16 protein-coding genes and 1 pseudogene are annotated in these 15,520 nt (G+C 71.4%); 11 read left to right on the forward strand and 6 right to left on the reverse strand.

What is annotated here, in order from left to right; genetic code table 11:
• Positions 1–62: 62 nt before the first annotated feature.
• Positions 63–290: pseudogene (locus AB0447_RS28325) on the forward strand (serine/threonine protein kinase); the annotation flags it as partial.
• 657 nt (positions 291–947) lie between these two features.
• Positions 948–2,501, forward strand: coding sequence for an ice-binding family protein (locus tag AB0447_RS28330; RefSeq protein ID WP_366479666.1), 1,554 nt, complete (start codon positions 948–950; stop codon positions 2,499–2,501).
• Between the two features lie 157 nt (positions 2,502–2,658).
• On the opposite strand, the gene AB0447_RS28335 is transcribed toward AB0447_RS28330, so the two are convergent.
• On the reverse strand, positions 2,659–3,483 hold the full coding sequence (locus AB0447_RS28335; RefSeq protein ID WP_366479667.1) for a helix-turn-helix transcriptional regulator: 825 nt from the start codon (positions 3,481–3,483) through the stop codon (positions 2,659–2,661).
• Positions 3,484–4,104: 621 nt separating this feature from the next.
• On the opposite strand from AB0447_RS28335, the gene AB0447_RS28340 reads away from it, so the two are divergent.
• From AB0447_RS28340 to AB0447_RS28370, 7 genes are all read left to right on the forward strand, one after another.
• On the forward strand, positions 4,105–5,337 hold the full coding sequence (locus AB0447_RS28340) for a DUF2254 family protein (protein WP_366479668.1): 1,233 nt from the start codon (positions 4,105–4,107) through the stop codon (positions 5,335–5,337).
• A 64-nt stretch (positions 5,338–5,401) separates the two neighbouring features.
• Positions 5,402–5,950, forward strand: a complete 549-nt coding sequence (locus AB0447_RS28345) for a potassium channel family protein (RefSeq protein ID WP_366479669.1) — start codon at positions 5,402–5,404, stop codon at positions 5,948–5,950.
• Positions 5,947–7,302, forward strand: coding sequence for a chloride channel protein (locus AB0447_RS28350; protein ID WP_366479670.1), 1,356 nt, complete (start codon positions 5,947–5,949; stop codon positions 7,300–7,302). Before AB0447_RS28345 ends, AB0447_RS28350 begins: the two co-directional genes overlap by 4 nt.
• 222 nt (positions 7,303–7,524) lie before the next feature.
• Positions 7,525–7,728 carry a cold-shock protein gene (locus AB0447_RS28355; protein ID WP_366479671.1) on the forward strand — a complete coding sequence of 68 codons (204 nt, stop codon included), beginning with the start codon at positions 7,525–7,527 and terminating at the stop codon, positions 7,726–7,728.
• A 188-nt stretch (positions 7,729–7,916) separates the two neighbouring features.
• Positions 7,917–9,374: a DEAD/DEAH box helicase gene (locus AB0447_RS28360; RefSeq protein ID WP_366479672.1), complete on the forward strand. Its 1,458-nt coding sequence runs from the start codon at positions 7,917–7,919 to the stop codon at positions 9,372–9,374.
• 99 nt (positions 9,375–9,473) lie between these two features.
• The gene (locus tag AB0447_RS28365) at positions 9,474–9,656 is read left to right on the forward strand and encodes a hypothetical protein (protein ID WP_366479708.1); all 183 of its coding nucleotides are present in this window, start codon (positions 9,474–9,476) and stop codon (positions 9,654–9,656) included.
• Positions 9,657–10,111: 455 nt separating this feature from the next.
• On the forward strand, positions 10,112–10,450 hold the full coding sequence (locus AB0447_RS28370) for a MerR family transcriptional regulator (protein ID WP_366479673.1): 339 nt from the start codon (positions 10,112–10,114) through the stop codon (positions 10,448–10,450).
• Between the two features lie 6 nt (positions 10,451–10,456).
• Here AB0447_RS28370 and AB0447_RS28375 read toward each other — a convergent pair whose 3' ends face one another.
• The 4 genes from AB0447_RS28375 to AB0447_RS28390 form a co-directional block, all read right to left on the reverse strand.
• Positions 10,457–10,759: a hypothetical protein gene (locus tag AB0447_RS28375; RefSeq protein WP_366479674.1), complete on the reverse strand. Its 303-nt coding sequence runs from the start codon at positions 10,757–10,759 to the stop codon at positions 10,457–10,459.
• A 110-nt stretch (positions 10,760–10,869) separates the two neighbouring features.
• On the reverse strand, positions 10,870–12,741 hold the full coding sequence (locus AB0447_RS28380; protein WP_366479675.1) for a protein kinase: 1,872 nt from the start codon (positions 12,739–12,741) through the stop codon (positions 10,870–10,872).
• A 17-nt stretch (positions 12,742–12,758) separates the two neighbouring features.
• Positions 12,759–13,106, reverse strand: a complete 348-nt coding sequence (locus AB0447_RS28385) for a winged helix-turn-helix transcriptional regulator (protein ID WP_366479676.1) — start codon at positions 13,104–13,106, stop codon at positions 12,759–12,761.
• Positions 13,099–13,302 carry a hypothetical protein gene (locus AB0447_RS28390; RefSeq protein ID WP_366479677.1) on the reverse strand — a complete coding sequence of 68 codons (204 nt, stop codon included), beginning with the start codon at positions 13,300–13,302 and terminating at the stop codon, positions 13,099–13,101. Before AB0447_RS28390 ends, AB0447_RS28385 begins: the two co-directional genes overlap by 8 nt.
• Before the next feature lie 122 nt (positions 13,303–13,424).
• Between AB0447_RS28390 and AB0447_RS28395 the strand changes: the two genes are divergently transcribed.
• Positions 13,425–14,102, forward strand: coding sequence for a hypothetical protein (locus AB0447_RS28395; RefSeq protein ID WP_366479678.1), 678 nt, complete (start codon positions 13,425–13,427; stop codon positions 14,100–14,102).
• An 86-nt stretch (positions 14,103–14,188) separates the two neighbouring features.
• Here the strand turns inward: AB0447_RS28395 and AB0447_RS28400 are convergent, their stop codons facing one another.
• Positions 14,189–14,863 carry a TetR/AcrR family transcriptional regulator C-terminal domain-containing protein gene (locus AB0447_RS28400; RefSeq protein ID WP_366479679.1) on the reverse strand — a complete coding sequence of 225 codons (675 nt, stop codon included), beginning with the start codon at positions 14,861–14,863 and terminating at the stop codon, positions 14,189–14,191.
• 132 nt (positions 14,864–14,995) lie between these two features.
• On the opposite strand from AB0447_RS28400, the gene AB0447_RS28405 reads away from it, so the two are divergent.
• On the forward strand, positions 14,996–15,511 hold the full coding sequence (locus AB0447_RS28405; protein WP_366479680.1) for a hypothetical protein: 516 nt from the start codon (positions 14,996–14,998) through the stop codon (positions 15,509–15,511).
• Positions 15,512–15,520 lie beyond the last annotated feature (9 nt).

The following is a 15,520-nucleotide window of genomic DNA, read 5'->3' on the forward strand; positions in this document are numbered from 1 at the left end:
GTTCAGTGCGATGCAATGAGAATCGACGCGCCCGTCTGGGGTCCGTTGCGAAAGTGGATCTTGACATCTGGTCGCTCAACATGACGCTGTACGCGGCGGTGGAAGGCGCCTCGCCCTTCCGCCGCACGTCCGCGTGGTCCACCCTGGCGGCGATCGTCACGGAGCCCCTGCCGGAGCCGCGGCGAGCAGGACCGCTCACACCGGTGCTGCTGGCACCGATGGCGAAGGAGCCGGAGAGCCGGCCGACCGCCGAGCAGGCGCGCGCGATGCCGGAGCGGGTGGCCGCGGGCAGCGACACGGCGGCCGCCGCGCCGCCGAAACGCGTACGGCAACAAGTGGATCCACGTCCGCATGGAGGGCACGAACACCTCCGGCTGGATGCCCAACGACAACCTCACCCGCCAGAGCGGCCAGGTGGGCCACTGCTAGCGGCGCGTGCGGATGCCGGGCCGGCGCAGTCGGCCACCAGGAGCAGCGTGACTTCGCAGTGTCCGCAGACTCGCCGCTGTGACGACGCAGCGGGTGTGCACAGGTGTGCACCGCAATCACTTCCTGACGCGACATCACCCTTGTAGACCATTTTTCCGATTTGCGGTCTATCGCCATGCAATATGCGTGAATAATCCCGCTGGCGACGCATCACTGGCTCTGGCGAGCAGTCGCTCTGCGGTCCCCTCTCAGGGTGGCCTGCGCGGCGGCGCGCAGGCAGGGGGCTTGCGAGCCTGCCCAGTTCAGCGCTGCGGGCGCTCGGAATCCTCCTTCGGGAGGACTGAGATCGAAGCGGCAAGAAAGGTCCTGCCATGGCATTGGATGTCATCCGGTCTGCTCCACCCGACAGAAAGCCTCAACGCACTCTGCTCAAACGGGCAGCCCACTTCCTGCTCCCCGCAGCGCTCCTGGTGGCGGCCACCATGGGCCCAGGTCTCGCCCACGCCCTGGAAGCCCCCGTGGGACTGGGGACCGCCACCAACTACGCGGTCCTGGCCGGTTCGACGGTCACCAACACGGGCCCCACCACTATCAACGGCGATCTGGGGCTCCATCCGGGTACATCGGTGACCGGCTTTCCGCCCGGTGTCGTCAACGGAACGATGCACGTCACCGACGCCGCCGCCGCTCAGGCGAAGTCCGACCTCGTCATCGCCTACAACGACGCGGCAAGCCGGGGACCCGGCACCGCCACTCCGGCTGACATCGGCGGGCTCACACTGGCGCCCGGCGTCTACACGGCCTCGTCGACACTGAACATCACCGGGACGGTCACTCTCGACGGCCAGAACAACCCCGATGCCGTATTCATCTTCCAGATCCCCGAGACCCTGATCACGGCTCCTGCGAGTGTCGTCGCCCTCATCAACGGGGCAAATGCCTGCAACGTGTTCTGGCAGGTGGGCAGCTCCGCCACCATCGACACGACCTCCCAGTTCAAGGGCAACATCCTGGCCCTGGCGTCCATCACGCTGAACACCGGCGCCGTGATCGAAGGCCGCGCCCTGGCGCGCAATGGCGCGGTCACGCTGGACACCAACACCATCACGAGGGCGGCCTGCGCCGTCGGCCCGCCCGGACCTCCCGGACCGAGCGGGCCTCCCGGACCGACGGGTGAGCCTGGCCCGACCGGCTCGCCCGGCCCCACCGGCCCCGCCGGCCCCACTGGCGCCCCCGGCCCGACGGGCTCGCCCGGCCCCGCCGGCCCCACCGGCGCCCCCGGCCCGGACGGCAGCCCCGGCGCCCCCGGCCCGACAGGCTCGCCCGGACCCGCCGGCCCCGCCGGCCCCACCGGCGCTCCCGGCCCGGACGGCAGCCCTGGCGCCCCCGGCCCGACGGGCTCGCCCGGACCCGCCGGACCCGCCGGACCTGCCGGACCCACCGGTTCCGCCGGACCCGCCGGACCTGCCGGACCCACCGGTTCCGTCGGACCTGCCGGACCTGCCGGACCTGCCGGACCCGCCGGGCCCACCGGTTCCGCGGGACCCGCCGGACCCGCCGGACCCGCCGGACCCGCCGGACCTGCCGGACCCGCCGGGCCTGCCGGGCCTGCCGGGCCCAAGGGACCGCGTGGCGACAAGGGCGAGCCGGGTGACAAGGGCGAGGACGGCCACGGTCATCACGACCACGACCACGGCCACGACGGCGACCACGACGAGGACGGGAACGAGCACGGCCCCGGCCCCGGCCCCGGTGACCACGACACGGGCAAGCCCCCGTGGGCCGACGACCACGACGCGGGCAAGCCCCCGTGGGCCGACTTCCTGCCGGGTGGCCTCGACGATGCTCTGAGCCACCTTCCCGGCCGCACAGCGAGGGGCATCAACGTCGCCCACGTGAACGCCGCCACCGACCGGCAGCCGGAGGGGGCGCCGTCAGACGTCGCCGCGGCCGACGCAGGCAGCGGGACCGGCATCATGGCCGCCTCCGCAGCCGCGCTGGTATTCGTCGCAGGCTCGGCCCTCTTCGCCGTGAAGAGAAACCGGCGAGGTACCGCAACTCGACAGCACTAGGCCCGATCAAGCCCATGGGACCCGTCTGGTCCGCCATGCGGCGACTGAGCCCCTGGACACGTCGTCCAGGGGCTCAGCGGGTAGGCGCAGAAAGGCTGTCGATGCCATATGCCATATGCCATGGTCCGGTCGGCAACGAGCCGGTACCGCACGGCGGTCACCGGCGCGGCAGCGATAACGGGTCGCCGTCCGGCCGGAATTCCACACTGACGTACGTCTTGATGGCTTCATTGATGAACTTCCGGGTGCTGTCCGGACTCAGCGCCTGGGCCTGCAAGTTCGCATACATGTCGCTGTATCGCCGCACGTCGGATCGTTTCTCCAAATAGAGGTCGCTGGTGAACCTTTCCAGATACACCACGCTCACGTCGGTGGCGTCGGCGAACTCGAGCAGCAGGAACTGTCCCGAGACACCCGGATGTGCCCCCACATCGTGGGGAAGCACCTGCAAAGTGATGTGGGGCTGGGCGGCGAGGTGGGTCAGATGCTCCAACTGCTCGCGCATGACCTCGCGGTTGCCGACCACGCGCCGCAGCGCCGATTCATCCAGCACGACCCACAGGCGCAGGGGTTTGCCCGGAGCCTTGAGCCGATCCTGGCGGCGCAGCCGTACCTGGAGGCGCGCGCCGGCCTGTTCGGCACTGGCATCGGGGGTCGCTCCTGCGATGACCGCCCGGGCGTAGGCCGGAGTCTGCAGCAGGCCGGGGATCACCAGGGGCTCGTAGGAGCGGATCGCGGCGGCCTCGGCCTCCAGGCCGATGTACGCGCCGTACGGGACGTCGCCGTAGGCGTTCCACCACCCCAGCCGGCCGGATTCCCTGGACAGTTGCATCAGGTGGTCCACGAGCCGCTGGTCCCGGACTCCGTACAGGCCGCAGAGATCGCGCACGTCGCGCGGCTTGATGAGGCGGCGGCCGTTCTCCATGAGACTGATCTTGGGCTGCGAGATCAGCAGGCGCCCCGCCACCTGCTGCGTCGTCATACCGCTGATCTCCCGAAGCCGGCGTAATTCCCCCCGAGTCGACGCCTGCTGACGGTGGGATTGGCCTGGACACCCACGGTGCGCGTACCTCCGCTCCAAAGACCTTGCGCTGGCGAGCAGAATGCCATGCCCCAGGGACGGTTTGATCCGCCTCTGCACCGTGTCGCGCACGGGTAAACCGCCCTGCGGCGCAGCGCCGTCGACCGGTTCGATTCCGCCTGGATCAATCGCAAGCCGGGCCGATTTTCTGCGCAATATGCCAGCAATCCGCACGGGGTATAACATGGTAAATGGGTCGGTGCACTCTCACGTGTGGCGACCTGGAAGAGCGGCCCCGGCGTGTGAATGTGCCGGGGTCGTTGTGTCACCGTCGTCACCGTCGTCGCGGTCGTCGCGATCGTCGCGCAGCAGGGGGCGGGTCAGCGGAGCCGGAGGGGCGGGGAGCGCCGCATGCGGACGGCGAGGTAGACGGATGAGCCGGCCATGGCGCCCGGCCCACAGCCGGACTCGGCCGGCGAGCCCGACGAGGGGGATGGAAGGGTTGCCGTCCGGCATTTCGCCCCCTGGTCTCGTTGCTCCCGTGATTGCATCCTCCCCGGGGGCTGCCGTGGAGGAGGCTGGATGTCCGGCTCGGGTCAGCGGGGCACGCTGTTCCACCGGCCCAGGCGCGCGATGCGCCGGGACCTGTCCCAGCTCGTCTGTGCGGTCGTCGGGCTGGTGCTCGGGCTGCTGGCTCCCATGCTCCAGGTGGGACCGCGGGTGGAAGCCGGACGCGTGGCGACGCTGCTCTTCACCGCCGGATTCGGCGTCATCAGCCTGGTGACCCTCATCTATTCGATGCTGTTCCTGGTCGTGCAGTTCTCCGCGAGCGCGTTCACCCCCCGCCTCGGCCTCTTCCGGGACGAACCCATCGTCTGGCGCGCCTTCGCCTTCACCGTCGGGGTGTTCGTCTTCTGCATCACCGCGGGACTGTCCATCGGCACCCGCGGGAACGTGTCGGCCTTCGTCCCCGGCGCCGCGATGATGCTCTCGCTGGTCGCGCTCGGGCTGATGCGGACGCTGCAGACGAAGGCGTTCAGCTCGATCCAGCTCGCCCACTCGCTGACCGCGATCGCGGACCGCGCGCACCGTCTGTTCGACGCGCTGTACGTGCGGCCGTACGGGCCGCCGAACGCCCCCGGCCGGGCCTCCGCCGTACCGCCCTCGGCGGCCGGCACCAGCACCGTCCGCTGGTCCGGACCGGCGGTCGTGGTCCAGCAGATCGACGTGGCCGCGCTGGTCGGCGTAGCGGAGGAGCACGACTGCTCCCTCGTCTTCCGCGCCGCCCCGGGTCGGGCCGTGTCGCGGGGCATGGCCCTGGCCGAGGTGACGGGCGGCGAGCTGTCCGAGGCGGTGCTGCGCAGAGCCGTGGTGACCGGGGTCGAGCGCACCTTCGACCAGGATCCCGAGCTGCCGTTCAGGCTGCTCGCCGACATCGCGCTGCGGGCCCTCTCCCCGGCGGTCAACGATCCGGCCACGGCGGTGGAGAGCATGGACCGCCTGGAGGACCTGCTGACCCGCCTCGTCGACCGTGAGCTGGACATCGGCCGCTTCCACGACGCAGCCGGCCGGCTGCGGGTGACGGTCCCCGTACCCGGCTGGGAGCAGTACGTCGCGACCGCCGCCGACGACCTGGTCTTCGCGGCCGCAGGCTCCCCGATGGCACTCCGCAGAATGCGCGACCTGCTGGGCAGGCTGCTGGAGCGATGTCCCGAGGACCGGCGCGCGAGCGTACGGGACCGGCTGCGGTGGGTCGAACGGACCGGGAGCGAGTCCTACCCGCTGGTCTGGGCGGCCCGCGTGGGCGGTGCCTAGCCGGCGGGGTGCCGTGCTCACGGCTCCGGTCGCGGGATGGCCTTCGTCCCGGTCTCCTGAAGCCATGGAACGCAACGCAGCCCGGCAGCGGCGACGTGCGCTGATGGGCCATGCACTCCGTTCGGCGGCCTCCGTGGTGCTGCTCACCGCGTGGTTCTACCTGGCCCCGCTGGACCGCGGTTTCGGTGTCGTCACCGTGGCCCTGCTCGTGCTCGGCATGGTGCTCTTCGGCTGGCTGGTCGTGTGGCAGACCTCGGCCATCACCCGTGCGCAGTACCCGCGGTTGCGCGCCCTGGAGGCATTGGCCACCGCCGTGCCGCTGTTCCTGGTGCTGTTCTCCGCGACGTACTTCGTGCTGGCCCAGGAGGTGCCCGAGTCGTTCTCGGAGCCGCTGAGCCGGACGGATGCCCTCTACTTCACGGTCACGGTGTTCGCGACGGTCGGGTTGGGGGACGTCGTGCCCACCACCGAGGCCGGCCGTGCGCTGACCACCGTGCAGATGGTCGCCGACCTGATCGTGGTGGGAGTGATCGCCAAAGTCCTCTTCGGCGCGGTCGAGATCGGGATACGGAGACGGGAGACGGCGCCCCCCGCCTCCGAGGAGGAGTCATGAGCAGCCGGAACCAGGAACCGCGTCCCCGATCCGACCCGTCGGCCGACGGGGCTGCGCAGCCGGAGGAAGCGGAGGTCCTGCGGCACCTGCTCCGCCGGCCCGGCTATCTGAAGGCGCTCGTCTTCTGCGCCCTCATCGGCATCCCGGTCTCCCTCGCGGCCTTCTGGTTCCTCGTGGCGCTGCACGAACTGGAGCACGTCCTGTGGACCGGCCTCCCGGAGGCGATGGGCCGCGACACCCCGCCCTGGTGGTGGCCGTTCCCCCTGCTGCTGGTCGCCGGCACCGTCGTCGGCCTCGTCGCCACGCACCTGCCGGGCGGGGGCGGCAACATCCCGGCTTCCGGACTGCACGCGGAGGGCGGTTCCCCGGTCGCGCTGCCCGGGGTGCTGCTCGCGGCGACGGCATCGCTGCCGTTCGGCGCCGTCCTGGGGCCGGAGGCCCCGCTGATCGCCCTCGGTGGCGGCCTGGCCCTGCTGTTCCGGGACCTCGCGCAGGCGCCGGCGACCGCGCAGAGCACCGCGCTCCTGGGTGCGGCCGGGGCCGCGGCGGCCGTATCCGCGATCTTCGGCAACCCGCTGGTCGCCGCGGTGCTGCTCATCGAGGTGGCGGGCGTGGGCGGGCCGCAGCTGTTCGCGGTCATGCTGCCCGCCCTGCTGTCCAGCGGGGTCGGCGCCCTGGTGTTCACGGGCCTCGGGCGCTGGACCGGCCTGGCGACGGGGGACCTGTCCCTGAACCTGTCCGCCCCGGTCCCCCACCTGGACGTGGCGGACGTGGCCTGGGCGCTGGCCATCGCCGTGGCGCTCGCCGCCGTCCTGCACCCCCTGCTGGCCGGGGCCCGGCTGATCGCCGCGTACGTCACGGCACGGCCCCTGAGGCGGACCGTCCTGTGCGCCCTGGGTGCCGCGGCCTGCGCCGCCCTGTACGCGCTGATCACCGGCCGCTCGTCCGGCGAAGTCGTGTCCTCGGGTCAGGCCGCGCTCGCGGGGCTGGCGGCCGATCCGCACGGCTGGGGCGTGGGGGCGCTGCTCGCCGTCCTGCTGTTCAAGGGCGCCGCCTACGCACTCTGCCTCGGCAGCCTGCGCGGCGGCCCCGTGTTCCCGGCGCTGTTCCTCGGCGCCGCGGCGGGCGTGCTGCTCGCGCCACTGCCGGGCCTGGGCCTCGTACCCGCGATGGCGGCGGGCATGGCGGCGGCCTCGGCGATCACCCTGCGGCTGCCGGTGAGCAGCGTGGTGCTGGTGATCCTGCTTCTGGGCGGCTCCGCCATGATGCCGGTGGTGATCCTGGCGGCCGTGGTCGCCTTCGTCGTCACCGAGCTGCTTCCCGCCGAAACAATATCTGCTGCGGCGAAATAAGAAATCGGGACGACGCGCGGTGAGGGTTTCTCACGCGACAGGCCGAGTGGAATTATTCACCGCGCAGGGCGGACTTTACCGTGCTACTGTCGATCTCAGTTGCAGTTGTGGTTCCCAGATCTTTCGAGTCAATTCCGGGTCATTTTCCGGACGGGGCAATCAACGCGGCGACACGGAGTCCGCACGGTGCGGACTCCGAGCACTGCCCCAAAGGAGATTGACATGGCATCTGGCACCGTGAAGTGGTTCAACGCGGAAAAGGGCTTCGGCTTCATCGAGCAGGACGGTGGCGGCGCTGACGTGTTCGCCCACTACTCGAACATCGCCTCCCAGGGCTTCCGCGAGCTGCAGGAGGGCCAGAAGGTGACCTTCGACATCGCGCAGGGCCAGAAGGGCCCGACGGCCGAGAACATCGTCTCTGCCTGACGCTGACGTCGGCGCTTGATGCGCCGCAGTACGAGCTGGGGCCCGCACCTTGGGGTGCGGGCCCCAGCTCGTTGCATTTTTCTGCGAGGTGCGGCCGGATCCGCCTTCGCTTTCATTTCGGCTCGTTCTTGCAGTTCTCACCTGGTGGGGAATTCCTTGATACGTGCCGCATCAAGGAAGGTTCTGTATTGAACCGCACACGCACGAACAATCGTTTCTCCCGCAGCCGTACCGGGGCCCGCACCGGCACCCGCAGCGGCAGCGGCAGCGGCGGCGGCACTCGCACGAGCCGCGGCTTCCAGGGTGAGTTCACGCTCCCCGAGACGATCACCCCCGCGCTGCCCGCCGCCGAGACGTTCGCCGACCTCGACATGCCCGTGCAGCTGCTGGCCGCGCTCGGCGCGGAGGGCGTGACCGTTCCGTTCCCGATCCAGGCGGCGACCCTGCCCAACACCCTGGCCGGCCGCGACGCCCTCGGGCGCGGGCGGACCGGATCCGGCAAGACGCTGGCCTTCGGGCTGGCCCTGCTGGCCCGCACCGCCGGTCAGCGCGCCGAGCCGCGGCAGCCGCTGGCCCTGGTCCTGGTCCCCACCCGCGAGCTGGCGCAGCAGGTCACCGACGCGCTCACCCCGTACGCCCGGGCGGTCAAGCTGCGGCTGGCCACGGTCGTGGGCGGGATGCCGATAGGGAGGCAGGCCGGCGCGCTGCGCGGCGGAGCCGAGGTGGTCGTCGCGACCCCGGGCAGGCTCAAGGACCTCATCGACCGTGGCGACTGCCGGCTGAACCAGGTGGGCATCACCGTCCTGGACGAGGCCGACCAGATGGCCGACATGGGCTTCATGCCGCAGGTCACCGCCCTGCTCGACCAGGTCCGTCCGGAGGGCCAGCGGATGCTGTTCTCCGCCACCCTGGACCGCAACGTCGACCTGCTGGTCCGCCGCTACCTGACCGACCCCGTCGTGCACTCCGTCGACCCCTCGGCCGGCGCCGTCACCACGATGGAGCACCACGTGCTGCACGTCCGCGACGCCGACAAGCACGCCGCCACCACGGAGATCGCCGCGCGCGACGGCCGCGTGATCATGTTCCTGGACACCAAGCACGCCGTCGACCGGCTGACCCGCGACCTGCTGGACTGCGGCGTGCGGGCCGCGGCGCTGCACGGCGGCAAGTCCCAGCCGCAGCGCACCCGTACGCTGGCGCAGTTCAAGACCGGGCACGTCACCGTGCTCGTCGCCACGAACGTCGCCGCCCGCGGCATCCACGTCGACAACCTCGACCTGGTCGTCAACGTGGATCCGCCGACCGACCACAAGGACTACCTGCACCGCGGCGGCCGTACCGCCCGCGCGGGCGAGTCCGGCAGCGTGGTCACCCTGGTCACCCCGAACCAGCGCCGCAGCATGGTCCGCCTCATGGCCGACGCGGGGATCCGCCCGCAGGTCACCCAGGTCCGCTCCGGCGAGGCCGAGCTGAACCGCATCACCGGCGCGCAGGCCCCCTCGGGCATCCCGGTAACCATCACGGCCCCGGTGGCCGAGCGCGCCCCGCGCAGCTCCGCCTCCCGACCCCGTCGCGGCCGCCCCTCGCAGTCGGCCCGCCGGGCCGGCCGACGGCCGTCCGCCGCCGACGCGACGGCGGCCTAGCCGATGATCGACACCGTGGACGAGGCCGTTGACGCGGACGTGTACGTGTACGAGGCCGTGGGCGAGGCGCACGAGGACGGACCGCAGGTCTGTGCCGACATGACCGTCGAGGTGGCCCTGTCCGTCATGGCCGGCGCCCGCACCGAGCACCTGCTCGTCTGCGACGACGACGGCCGGCGTACCGGCCTGGTCACCCGGGCCCAGCTCGGGGCCGTCCGCGACGGGGCCGCGTACACGGATCGGGTACGCCTGCGCGACATCACCGGCACCAGCGGGACGTGATCTCGGTCTGAGACACCGAAAGCAGCAGTGAGGGCCCGACCGGCGCGCGCCGGTCGGGCCCTCACTGCGTTCCGGGCCGCCTCGGGCCCCGGACTGTTCGAGATCGATTACCTCGCACTTGAACACCCAAAAATCTATTGTGGCCACAGTAGACATTGGCCGCTCGCGTGATTATGGTTTTTCTCGTACCCAAGGTCAGAAGAACGGAGGAGGCAGACGCCATCAGGATCGCCCGGGCGAGGAAGTTCAGCCCGGGTACCGCAAGACCCCGGATTGGAAGGTGGTCCCCGGTCACGCATCCGCGATCCCCGCACGCTCGCCCACCTTCGGGACGAGGCGGCGGAAACAGAAGGTCGGCGCACCACTAGGGCCGACAGATGGTGTTGAATTTCCTTCGGGGCCCTGGTGCCGTACGGCACCAGGGCCCCTCGACGCGTTCCCAAGAAGAGGTGCAGATGACAGCGGATAATGCGCTCGGCGGCCGGCTGGACGACGACGACTACCCCGCCTACACGATGGGCCGGGCAGCCGAGATGCTCGGCACCACCCCGGGCTTCCTCCGCGCCATCGGAGAGGCCCGTCTGATCACCCCGCTGCGCTCCGAGGGCGGGCACCGGCGCTACTCCCGGTACCAGCTGCGGATCGCGGCCCGTGCCCGGGAACTCGTCGACCAGGGCACCCCGATCGAGGCCGCGTGCCGCATCGTCATCCTCGAAGACCAGCTCGAAGAGGCCCAGCGCATCAACGCCGAGTACCGCCGCGCCGCAGCACAGGCGCAGCGGAACACCGACTGAATCCGGTCAGGCGGCGCCGCTGACGCCCGGGGCGACGAAGCGCCGGTAGAGCGGGTTGAACTCCACCTGAGGGTCGCTCGTCACCCCCAGCTCGCCCTTGAGCACGGGTTCGATCCGGGTGGCGATGAACCGGCTGAAGTGCTCCTCCGACTCCCAGATGTCCAGTACGCGGAAGCCGTCGGCGGCGAACCAGCAGGCGTGCAGCACGCACCCGTCCGGAGCGTCCTCTTCCCAGCCCACCCGCTCGCGCACCGTGTCGTACAACTCGGGTGTGATCTCGGGCCACACGAAGGTCATCACGACGGCCATGGCAACGCCTCTCTCGATCGGGCTCCCCCGCGTGCAGACCCCCTACTGGTCCTGATTTCACGCTACGCCGATCACGCGAACCCTCAACCGGAAGCCGTCTTCACCCGGGCCTAGGGCTTCCGCTTCCAGAGGGTGACTTCGGTCTGGTAAGTCGGGACGGTGTAGGTCTTGTCGGTCGAGGGCTCGATGCTCACGATCCTGATCATGGCCAGGTTGCCCTTGGAGGTGACCGTGCACAGCAGATCGCCCTTGACGATGGTGCTGTCCGCCCCGTTGAGGTCCGCCTCCTTCAGCCGGTTGGGGATCGGGTCGGTGGCGGCCCCGGTCTCGCAGAGTTCGGGGGTGGTGCCCTTGCTCTTGCCGAAGGACGTTCTGCTCTCGACGTCCTCGTACCCCATCCGGAGTTCCCGGTCGCCGCTGTTGATGTCCGATCCCCACGGCGCCACCTTGGGGAAGTCGAGGTCGACCTCATTCCAATTCCCGAACTCCCGGGTCGCCAGCAGCTTCAGCGGCTTGTCCTTGAACACCACCGTGTAGGCGGGCGCGGAAGGGGACGGGGACGAGGACGGGGACGGGGACGAAGAAGGGGCGGCAGGGGTGCCGTCGGCCTGCGCCACCGGGCCCGTGTCCTTCGGCTGGTCCGCGGCCTTCTTCCGGTCGGCGCCCTTGCCGTCGTCCCGGGTGAGGAACCAGGTCCCGCCGCCGGCCAGGACGACGGCCAGAACACCTGCACCGACGATCAGCGGCACCCGGCTGCGGCCACGGCCCGCGGACGAGGATGCGGGCGCGGGTGCCGGGGCGGGGGCCGTGGGCGTCCCGTAGGCGGCCGGCCCCTGGGTCGGCGCGTACGCCGCCTGGAAGGGACCGGACGCGGCCTGCGTCGGTACGTACGCCGGAGGCTGCGGTCCGTACGGGGCCTGAGTCGGCGCGTACGCCGGAGGCTGCGGTCCGGACGGGGCCTGCGTCGGTACGTACGCCTGCCCGCCCGGGGCGGGCGCCTGGGCCGGCGCGTACGTCGGGCTGTAGGCGGGCGGCGGCGGAGTCTGGGTCCGGGGCTGCGGCGGCGTCTGGGCCAGCTGCTCGCGCCGCGCGATCTCCGCGGCCAGGGGGGCCGGAAGCCAGTCCTGGAAGTCGCGCAGCTCCCGGCCGGACGCCTGCCGGCACCACTCGGCCAGCTCGGCCGGTCCGGGCCGCGCCTCGGGGTCGGCCGCCAGGCAGCGCTCCAGCAGCGGCCGGAGCCGGTCCGGGTAGCCGCTCAGGTCCGGCGCCTGCTGCGGGGTGTTGGCTATCGAGGCGGCGATGGATATCCCCGCGCCGTCGCCGTACGGATGGCGGCCGGTGGCCACGACCGCGGCGATCAGCCCCAGCGCGAAGATGTCGGTGGCGGGGGTGACCGTCCGGCCCAGTGCGTGCTCGGGCGACATGTACTGCGGGGTTCCGATGAAGCCGCCGCTGCGCGTCAGCTGGGTGGTGTCGGTGGCCCGCGCGATACCGAAGTCGATCACCCAGGGGCCGTTCGAACTCAGCAGGATGTTGCTGGGCTTGAGGTCCCGGTGCACCACCGAGGCGGCGTGCACCGAATGCAGCGCCTGCGCGGTGCAGCCGATCAGCTGGAACACGGCGGGCAGCGGCAGCGGCCCGTGCAGGGCGAGGGCGTCGTCGAGCGCCAGCCCCGGCACGTACGCGGAGGCGAGCCAGGGCTGTTCACCGCTGGTGTCGTGATCGACGACCGGCACGATGTGGTAGCCCTGCACCCGGCGGGCCGCCTGCACCTCGTGCTCGAAGCGGGTGCGGAAGTCCTGCTCCTGCGCGAACTCGCGGCGGATGACCTTCAGCGCGACCGGCTGGTTGCCCCGGGTCCGCGAGAGGTAGACGGATCCCATTCCGCCTTCCCCGATCCGCGCGAGCAGCCGGTAGCCGGCTATCTCCGCCGGGTCGTTCGGCCCCAGCGGGCTCAGCACGGCATGGTCGGCGTTCGACATCCATCCCCCTGTGATCATCACGAAGTTGAGATGGTATCGGTGCCCGGCTGATGGTCCGTGAGCCAGTCCGCGCCCCAGCTGTGGAGGTCTTCCAGGACCGGTACGAGCGCCCGGCCGCGCGGGGACAGCAGGTACTCGTGGCGCAGCGGGCGCTGCCGGTACGGCCGGCGTTCCAGGATCCGGTGTCCGGTGAGGGTGCGCAGGCGGTCGGCGAGGACCTTGCGGGAGATGGGCAGTGCGTCCGCGAGTTGGTCGAAGCGGACCCTGCCGCAGGCGATCTCCCGGAGCAGCAGCAGGCTCCAGCGGTCGCCGACCGCCGTCGCCGCCCGCGCGAGACCGTCCCCGCGGCGGTCGGGGTCAGGCACCCCGGCCGACGGCGGCGCGGTGGGCAGGAGCGCGGTCCGGGATCCGGTCCGAACCGAACAGCCGGGCGGTGAACTCGTCCTGGGTGCGCACCCGTACGGCCGGTTCGAGGACCCGGGAGCGGGCGCCGAAGGCGGCGCTCTCCAGCGGTTCCGTGCTCTCGGACCGCGGGTGCCGGCCTCGCTGCCGCCCTGGCACCGCTGGCCCTGCTGAGCTTCAAGGTCGACGCGATCGCGGCCCGGCGCGCCGGCCGGACGCTGGACTACCTCGCCGAGAACGGTTTCAGCGGCAGTGCCCGCATTCGCCACAACCGCCACTCGATGCGGGAACTCTGGCGGTACAACTGGCACGTCTACACCACCGACCGGCTCGAGCTGATGTCGCTCATGCACGCCCCGGCGGACTCCGTGCTTCTGATCCTGCGCGACGACCGCTACGACGGCGTGGTTCCGGGGTCGGTCCGGCTGGCCGACCTCAAGGGCTCCGCCAACCCGGAGCAGCGCGGTCCGGAGCACCTCCGCTCGGTGCTGGACCCGCCCAACCAGATCATCAACTTCGTTCATGTCGCCGACGAACCGGCCGACGTCGTCCGCGAGACGGGAATCCTGCTGGACCGTCCCGGCCGGCGCCGGCTCCTGCGCGAGGTCGCCTCGGGGCGGCCGGAGGAGGCCGCCGCCCGGGCGGCCACCGAGATCGCCGAGGTCGAAGCGGCCTGCCCGGCTTCGGATTTCGACCTGGAGGAGGCACTGACCAGGCTGAAGGCGCAGGCAGCGGGGCCGGCCGACGGTGCCGGGGTGGACCGGCTGCGCGCCGCGATCGCCTCCGGCGCCCCGCTGACCTGGGACGAGCTGACCGGGATCGTCGACCCCGCCGATCCGGGCACGGACTTCTGGGACTTCGTACGGATCGCCACGTCCGTCCTGGCGGCGGAACGCCCCGCCGGCCCGGACCTGCTGCCGCCGAGCTCGGCCGCAGCCTGGCGCGAACACCTCGGCTGATCCCCCTACCCGAACCGCCCGGCACCACCCGTCCGCCCGCCCGACCCGCCCGCCCGTCAGCCCGTCCGCGGACGGGCGGACCGCGTTCAGCGGGAGGCGAGTTGGGCTTCGAGCCCGTCCATCAGGGCGCGGAGGCCGAACTCGAAACTGCCGGCCGGGGCATCGGCGTAGGCGGCGTCCGGCGCCTCGATCCGGCTGCGGAGCCGCGGGAACTGAAGGGCGACCTCGTCCGCCTGCTTCATGGTCTCCCGGAGGACCTCCTCCGCATTGCCGCCGTCCCGGTCGAGCTGCCGGGTCAGGGCGGCGGTGGCGGAGCTGCCGAGGGCATTGCCGAGGACGAAGGTGAACACGGTGGCCGCGGCCTGGTCCGCCTCCGGCCCGGAGAAGCCGGCCGCTTCGTAGACGGCGAGGCTGTGGTCGTCGTGGCGGGCCTTGCCTGCGCCGTAGAAGAGGTGCGAGGCGAAGGCCTGCACCAGCCAGGGGTGCCGGGTGAACATGGCGTAGAGGTCGGAGGCCATGGCGGTGGCCGCCGTGCGCCAGTCGACCGCGTCGAGGTCGGGCAGCCCGATCTCGCCCCACACCCGGTCGCCGGCGAGCGTGACCAGGTTGTCCTTGTTCTTGACGTGCCAGTAGACGGCGGTGGCGGCGGAGTTGAGCCGCCGGCCCAGGCTGCGCATGTTCAGGCCTTCCAGGCCGTCTTCGTCCAGGAGTTCGATGGCGGTCCGGATGATCTGTTCCCGGGTCAGCGTGTCGCGCGGCATGCCCACACGATAAGGCACGCACACGACGGTTGCACAAAGTTCAATTCAGCACTTGCACGCCGTTCAAGTGCTGGGCTACCTTCGACTTGAACGCAGTGCAAGTCATTGCGCCGCCGATCGAGGAGCCCCGTCATGAACACCGTCGCCGCCATCGCGCAGCTGCTCGTCGCCGTGGCCTTCCTGACCATCCCGCTGGTCCGCCACCGCTACGGCGCGGCCGCCAAGGCGAGCGCCGAGGCGGAGCTGGAACGCCAGGGCGTGCCCCTCGGCGTCCTGGAGGCGAACAACCTCCGGTTCGATGCGAGCGGCCACGAGACCTACGCGCCGCTCTCCGTCGCCGCGTTGATGGCGGCAGTCGCCGGACTCCACCTGGCCGACAGCTCCTGGGCCACGCCACTGACCTGGATCTTCCAGTCGATCGTGCTCATCGGGAACGCCCTGATCCTGCACAGCCAGCTGACCGCCGCCCAGTCCGTGTCGGCCGCCTTCGAGCGCAAGGGCGACCCGGTGCTGCAGCGCATCGACGTGCCGGCCCTGCTCGAGGCCGCCGAGGACGCCTTCCCGTCCTGGGTGAGCGCCCTGCAGAACGCCCGGCACACGGTGGTGTTCGCCGGCTCGGCCCTCGCGCTGGTCGCGGTGGCCCTCTAGCGGGTCTCG

It is taken from the genome of Streptomyces sp. NPDC051211, from assembly GCF_040689505.1.
GTDB lineage: Bacteria > Actinomycetota > Actinomycetes > Streptomycetales > Streptomycetaceae > Streptomyces.

Coding starts and splice junctions, on each gene's coding strand:
- AB0447_RS28335 (WP_366479667.1), bottom strand. CDS start 3,483: ATGACGACGCAGCAGGTGGCGGGGCGCCTGCTGATCTCGCAGCCCAAG.
- AB0447_RS28340 (WP_366479668.1), top strand. CDS start 4,105: ATGTCCGGCTCGGGTCAGCGGGGCACGCTGTTCCACCGGCCCAGGCGC.
- AB0447_RS28345 (WP_366479669.1), top strand. CDS start 5,402: ATGGAACGCAACGCAGCCCGGCAGCGGCGACGTGCGCTGATGGGCCAT.
- AB0447_RS28350 (WP_366479670.1), top strand. CDS start 5,947: ATGAGCAGCCGGAACCAGGAACCGCGTCCCCGATCCGACCCGTCGGCC.
- AB0447_RS28355 (WP_366479671.1), top strand. CDS start 7,525: ATGGCATCTGGCACCGTGAAGTGGTTCAACGCGGAAAAGGGCTTCGGC.
- AB0447_RS28365 (WP_366479708.1), top strand. CDS start 9,474: ATGACCGTCGAGGTGGCCCTGTCCGTCATGGCCGGCGCCCGCACCGAG.
- AB0447_RS28370 (WP_366479673.1), top strand. CDS start 10,112: ATGACAGCGGATAATGCGCTCGGCGGCCGGCTGGACGACGACGACTAC.
- AB0447_RS28375 (WP_366479674.1), bottom strand. CDS start 10,759: ATGGCCGTCGTGATGACCTTCGTGTGGCCCGAGATCACACCCGAGTTG.
- AB0447_RS28380 (WP_366479675.1), bottom strand. CDS start 12,741: ATGTCGAACGCCGACCATGCCGTGCTGAGCCCGCTGGGGCCGAACGAC.
- AB0447_RS28395 (WP_366479678.1), top strand. CDS start 13,425: ATGCGGGAACTCTGGCGGTACAACTGGCACGTCTACACCACCGACCGG.
- AB0447_RS28400 (WP_366479679.1), bottom strand. CDS start 14,863: ATGCCGCGCGACACGCTGACCCGGGAACAGATCATCCGGACCGCCATC.
- AB0447_RS28405 (WP_366479680.1), top strand. CDS start 14,996: ATGAACACCGTCGCCGCCATCGCGCAGCTGCTCGTCGCCGTGGCCTTC.